This is a genomic window from Anaerolineales bacterium (genome assembly GCA_022866145.1).
Classification (GTDB): Bacteria; Chloroflexota; Anaerolineae; order Anaerolineales; family E44-bin32; genus PFL42.
In genome coordinates, this window is sequence record JALHUE010000079.1 from 1 (window position 1) to 5,854 (window position 5,854).

The following is a 5,854-nucleotide window of genomic DNA, read 5'->3' on the forward strand; positions in this document are numbered from 1 at the left end:
CACACCGGCGCCGGGAAATCCTCCATCGCCCGCCTGATCGCCCGCTTCTACGAGTACCAGGGCGGGCGGCTGCTGGTGGATGGGCATGACCTGCGCGCCTTTAACCTGCGCGCCTACCGCCGCCAGCTGGGAATCGTGTCCCAGGTCCCATTCTTGTTCTCGGGCACCGTCCTGGACAACATCCGCTACGCCAGGCCGCAGACCGGTTTGGCGGAGATCGAGGCTCTGGCCCGGCGGATTGGCGACGGCGAGTGGATGGAGGCGCTTCCGGAGGGACTGAGCACCGAGGTCGGCGAGCGCGGCAGCCGGTTGTCGATGGGGCAGCGACAGCTGGTCAGCTTGATGCGGGTATTGGTGCAGCGGCCTGCGATCTTCATCCTGGACGAGGCCACCGCCAACATCGACCCCTTCACCGAGTACCAGATCCAACAGGCACTGGAACTCATCCTGGCCGCCACCACCTCGGTGCTGATCGCCCATCGCCTGTCGACCGTGCAGGCGGCGGACCGGATCATCGTGCTGCAGGATGGGCGGATCATCGAGGAAGGAAACCACCGCTCGCTGCTCGCGGACGGAGGTCACTATGCCGATCTGTACAACACGTACTTCCGCCACCAGTCCCTGGCTTACGTCGAGGCCGCCCGCCAGGCGGCGCTCTCCGACGCCGTCGAGCCATAGGCCCAGCGATACATTGCCGCCCCCAGGCCGATGTGCTAAAGTCAATTGCCTCGTTGCCCGAGGCACAATCGCATGGAACTGGCTCCTCGCTCAACCATCGACACCGGCCTGATTGAAGGCCGCCCCTGCTTCGTGTGCGGTGCACACGCCCTGCATGCTGTCCACGTTGAAGGCGTACCCGATTACGTAACCTGTTCCGACTGCCGGTCGGCGTTCGTTCTCGATCAGACGGGGGACTGGTTGATGTACGGCATGATCAACCAGGCCTACCCGGAGACCCGTCGGGTGGCGCTTCGCCAGTGGGCCCGCCCGGAGGACGTGATGCAGTCGGCCACCGAGGACCGGCGCCTGGCGGCGGTGGAGCTGGCCGCCGAGGAGCTGCCGCAGGTCGCGGCAGCCGAGGAACTGCCCCTGCCGGACGTCCCCGCCTCGGGGCCCGCGGCCGAAGCCGACGACCTCGACCCGGCAGCCCTGCCTGCCCTGTTTGCCGACGAGCCCGCCCTCGAGGACATGCCGGCCAGCCCGTGGGGCCTCCCGCTGCCCGATATGCCCCGGCAGGACGGCGAAGGGGATCTTGACGATTTCTCCTCCCGACTGGCCGCTCTGGCCGGAGTGCCCATTGAGGATCTGCTCTTCGATCGCCAGGATGAAGCGTTCGGCATGACGGGCCAGGACGACCTGGGGACCGTCGACGAGTTCGCCGCCGGAGCGGTCGGCAGCGATGATTGGCTGATCCTCCCCGAGGAACCGGGTATGTCGCCGCCGCCGCAAGACCAGCCCCAGGCGGGCGACGGCCCGGATCCCCTGCGATCGCTGTGGCGCGCCGCGCCGGCAGCGCTCGACGTCTTCGCCCTGTCGCCGCTGGCGGGCCAACCCGAGGCGGCCGAGGCCCCGGGAGAGGCGATCTCGCTGGCCGACCGCCTGGCGCCGGCTGTGGCGGAAGCCCCGGCGGCAGCCAAGTCTGCGCAGGGTGAGGCCAACGCCGCGCCTCTTGACAGCCAAGTCGAGGCGGCCTCGGATCCTCCTGCTGGACTCCGCTACCGGACGGTGATCCGGGGCACGCGGGTGCAGCTCCCCGGCGGCGCCTGCGCCCACTGCATGTCCACGCCCGCCCGTCGCAAGCTGAGTGTCCGGGGTAGCCTGCCCGCCGGCCAGGTCCTCGGCCAGCGCCGCGCCACCCGTTTCTCCATCCCACTTTGCTCTCGCTGTCATCGGCGTGCCAGCAGCCGAACCCCGGAGGAACGCTCCGCCCGCCTGCAGGCTCACCTGATCTCCGCTCTGGTAGCCCTGTTCGTCCTGGTCGTCACCCTGATGCTGGACGTGGTCAACTTGCAGGGTGGGGGCGAGGTCAGCGGGGTATTGCTGCTGATCATCCTGGTGCTGGGCTATGCCATCCCCGCCTTCATGCTGTCCAACCGTGCCAACCGCTTCCTTCCGCCTGCGGATGCGCTGTTCGTGCAAACGACTTTGCTGGTGCCCGAAGAGACCCAGGGGCTGGAGACAGCCTTTGAATGGCGGAACCGGGAGTACGCTGAGCGTTTTCTAGAGGCGAATCAAGAAGCCGTGCTTGGACGCGCCATTCAGGTGAAGGACCGCTCCGAGCTCACCGCCTGAAAGGAAATCGGCCGAGCCCCGAGCAAGAACCATGAGCTTGCTGCCGCGAACTCAAACCCTGGCGATCTGCCCGGTGTGCGGGGTTACCCACCACCCCGGGCAAGCCCCTTGCCCGTCCCCGGCCAACGAGGACTTATCCCCCACGGCCCATTCCTTGCTGGCTGCGCCGCCTCCGGTCATGCCCCAGGGGGAGAGGCAGCCTCCGGCCTCGGCCGCGCCCGACGCAGCGGGCCAGGCGCAGCCACCCAGGCCCGAGCCCGCCACGCCTCCTGCGGCTGCGCCCCGTCCGTCGTCCCGGGCTCTGCCAGACGAGATGATTCGCTCGCTGGTCGATCAGGGAATCATCGTCGACGAGGATGCGCGCGGCCCACGGCTGACCGGCATGCCCGTCCGCGGTCGCGGCCAGGCTACGGGTCGCTTGAGCGCGACCGATATCGTGCGTCTCGTCGCCAACCTGGATGGCGGTGTGCTCCCGGCTGACCAGCGGCAGCACTGCCCGCATTGTGACGCCGTCGTGCCGCGGCAGGCCAGCCGCTGTTCCTGGTGCGGCAACGGCCTTTCCGCTCCCTGATCCCAGCCCTCTCCGCCTCCGTTGAGAATTCCCCCCTCCAGGGGAGACCCCCGCCCGGTATAATGACCGGCTCGACCGATTCCAGCAAGGGCAAGGCAGATGCGGCAGGACCAAATCGTCGTCGTCGGAGCGCGGCAGCACAACCTGAAGAACATCACGGTCGCCATCCCGCGCGACAAGCTGGTGGTGATCTCAGGCATCTCAGGCTCGGGCAAATCCTCGCTGGCCTTCGACACGATCTTCGCCGAGGGCCAGCGACGCTACGTCGAGTCGCTCTCCGCCTACGCCCGCCAGTTCCTTGGCCAGCTGGACAAGCCGGATGTGGACTCCATCGACGGCCTGTCGCCGGCCGTGTCCATCGACCAGAAGGGGGTTTCCCACAATCCTCGCTCGACGGTTGGCACCGTCACCGAGACGTACGACTATCTGCGCCTGCTGTTCGCCCGGATCGGGACGCCCCACTGCCCGATCTGCGGCCGGCCGGTGCTCCAACAATCCGCCCAGGAGATCGTCGATACGCTTGAGTCCCTGCCGGACGGCTCGCGCATCATGCTGTTGGCTCCGCTGGTGCGCGGGCGCAAGGGCACGCATCAGGCAGTGTTGGACGACGCCCGCCAATCCGGCTTCACCCGCGTCCGCGTCGATGCCCAGGTCCACTCCGTGGAAGACGCGCCCAAGATGGACCGCTACAAGATTCATGACATCGAAGCCGTGGTCGACCGGTTGCTCATCCAGGCGCAGAGCGGGGAGGAGGCCGAGGCCGCCCGGACGCGCCTGACCGACAGCGTCGAGACCGCGCTGCGCTGGGGGAACGGCGCCATGATCGTCGCCCATCTCAACGCGGATCCCCCGGTCGATATCCCGTTCTCCGAGCGACTGGCCTGCCCTGAGCACGGCACCACGCTGTCCGAGATCGAGCCTCGCACGTTCTCCTTCAACACCCCCCACGGCGCCTGTCCGGAGTGTCAGGGGCTAGGCAGCAAGCTGGAGATCGATCCCGACCGCATCATCCCCGACAAGAGCCTGTCGATCAGCGACGGCGCGGTTGTGGCCATGGAGTGGTCCAACCAGAGTCGGGAACGCCGCGGTTACTACTGGCAGATGGTCGAGGCGGTCGCCGACGCCTACGATATTGATTTGGATGCCCCAGTGTCCAGGCTGACGGCGAAGCAGCTGCAGTTGATCCTGTATGGCACTGGCGACGAGGAAGTCCAGGTGCGCTATGTCAGCCGCGAGGGCCGGCGGGCGAGCTTCCGCGCCTCGTACGAGGGGATCATCGGCAATCTGGAGCGCCGCTACCAGGAGACGCAGTCCGACTTCGTCCGCACTCGGATCCAGGAGTACATGTCGGAACGGCCGTGTCCGGTCTGCGGCGGCAAGCGCCTGCGGCCAGAGGCCCTGGCTGTCACTGTCGATGGTGTCAACATTGTCGAGGTCACGGCCTGGCCGGTGGCCCGCACGCTGAGCCGGGTGAAGCGCCTGCAGGACCCGGCCGGTCCGCTCAGTCCGCGCCAGCAGCAAATCGCGGACCAGGTCCTCAAGGAGATCCACAGCCGTCTGGGGTTCCTGGTGGATGTCGGGCTGGACTACCTGACGCTCGACCGCTCAGCGGCGACGCTCTCCGGAGGCGAGGCCCAGCGCATCCGGCTGGCGACCCAGATCGGCTCGCGCCTGATGGGCGTGTTGTATGTCCTGGATGAGCCCTCCATCGGGTTGCACCCGCGCGACAACGATCGGCTGATCCGCACCCTGGAAGGCATCCGCGACCTGGGGAACACGGTGCTCGTGGTCGAGCATGACGAAGCGACAATCCGTGCCGCCGACTGGGTGATCGATCTCGGTCCGGGGGCCGGCGGCGCCGGCGGGGAGATCGTGGCCGAAGGCACTGTGGCCCAGGTTTCCCGCAATCGGGCTTCGGTCACAGGCCGGTACCTGGCCGGCAAGCTGCGCATTGACGTCCCGAATCAGCGCCGCGGCGGCAATGGCAAGTTCCTGACGATCGTCGGGGCGCGTGAGAACAACCTCAAGGACCTGACGGTCCGCATCCCGCTCGGCCGCTTCGTGTGCATCACCGGCGTCTCCGGATCCGGCAAGTCCACCCTGGTCGTCGAAGTCCTGCACAAGGCGCTGGCGCGCAGCCTGCATGGAGCCCACGAGATGCCCGGGGAGCATGACCGGCTGGAGGGGGTCGAGCACATCGACAAGGTGATCAACATCGACCAGAGCCCGATCGGGCGCACCCCCCGTTCGAACCCCGGGACCTATACCGGCCTCTTCGACGAGATCCGCAGCCTGTTCGCCGAGCTGCCGGAATCCAAAGTGCGCGGCTACAAGGCCGGTCGGTTCTCCTTCAACGTCCACGGCGGCCGGTGCGAGGCTTGCGAGGGACAGGGCCAGCTGCGGATCGAGATGCAGTTCCTGCCGGACGTGTACGTCCTGTGCGAGGTGTGCCACGGGGCGCGCTTCAACCGCGAAACCCTGCAGGTGCGTTTCAAAGACAAGACCATCGCCGACGTTCTGAGCACAACCATCGATGATGCAGTCGGGTTCTTCGCCGCCTTCCCCGCCATGGGTCGGAAGCTCAAGACCCTGCAGGACGTGGGACTCGGCTACGTCACCATCGGCCAGCCGGCACCGACGCTCTCCGGTGGGGAGGCCCAGCGGGTCAAGCTATCGCGCGAGCTCTCCAAACGGTCGACCGGCCACACGCTGTACGTGCTGGACGAACCCTCGGTCGGCCTGCACGCCGCCGACGTTCACATGCTAATTGAGGTCCTGCAGCAGCTGGTGGACCAGGGCAACACGGTCATCATCATCGAACACCACCCGGACGTCATCAAGGTGGCGGACTGGGTGATCGACCTGGGTCCTGAGGGGGGTGAGCGCGGCGGCGAGCTCGTGGCCGAAGGCACGCCGGAGCAGATCTGTCAGGTCCCCGCCTCGTATACCGGCATCTTCCTTCAGCCTCACCTGGACAGCTGACGCCGGCCG

Annotated in this window: 4 protein-coding genes; all 4 read left to right on the top strand. The window is 67.5% G+C overall.

The genetic code is table 11. The features are described 5' to 3' along the window. The coding region (locus MUO23_02735) for an ATP-binding cassette domain-containing protein (protein MCJ7511870.1) at positions 1 to 678 on the top strand (678 nt) is incomplete at its 5' end. A 72-nt stretch (positions 679 to 750) separates the two neighbouring features. Beyond that, entirely contained in the window at positions 751 to 2,292 is a 1,542-nt protein-coding gene (locus MUO23_02740; protein ID MCJ7511871.1) for a hypothetical protein, read from the top strand. 313 nt (positions 2,293 to 2,605) lie between these two features. After that, the gene (locus MUO23_02745) at positions 2,606 to 2,863 is read left to right on the top strand and encodes a hypothetical protein (GenBank protein MCJ7511872.1); all 258 of its coding nucleotides are present in this window, start codon (positions 2,606 to 2,608) and stop codon (positions 2,861 to 2,863) included. 99 nt (positions 2,864 to 2,962) lie between these two features. Beyond that, a complete protein-coding gene (gene uvrA, locus MUO23_02750; protein MCJ7511873.1) occupies positions 2,963 to 5,845 on the top strand; it encodes an excinuclease ABC subunit UvrA in 2,883 nt (960 codons plus the stop codon). Positions 5,846 to 5,854 lie beyond the last annotated feature (9 nt).

Coding starts and splice junctions, on each gene's coding strand:
- MUO23_02745 (MCJ7511872.1), top strand. CDS start 2,606: ATGATTCGCTCGCTGGTCGATCAGGGAATCATCGTCGACGAGGATGCG.
- uvrA (MCJ7511873.1), top strand. CDS start 2,963: ATGCGGCAGGACCAAATCGTCGTCGTCGGAGCGCGGCAGCACAACCTG.
- MUO23_02740 (MCJ7511871.1), top strand. CDS start 751: ATGGAACTGGCTCCTCGCTCAACCATCGACACCGGCCTGATTGAAGGC.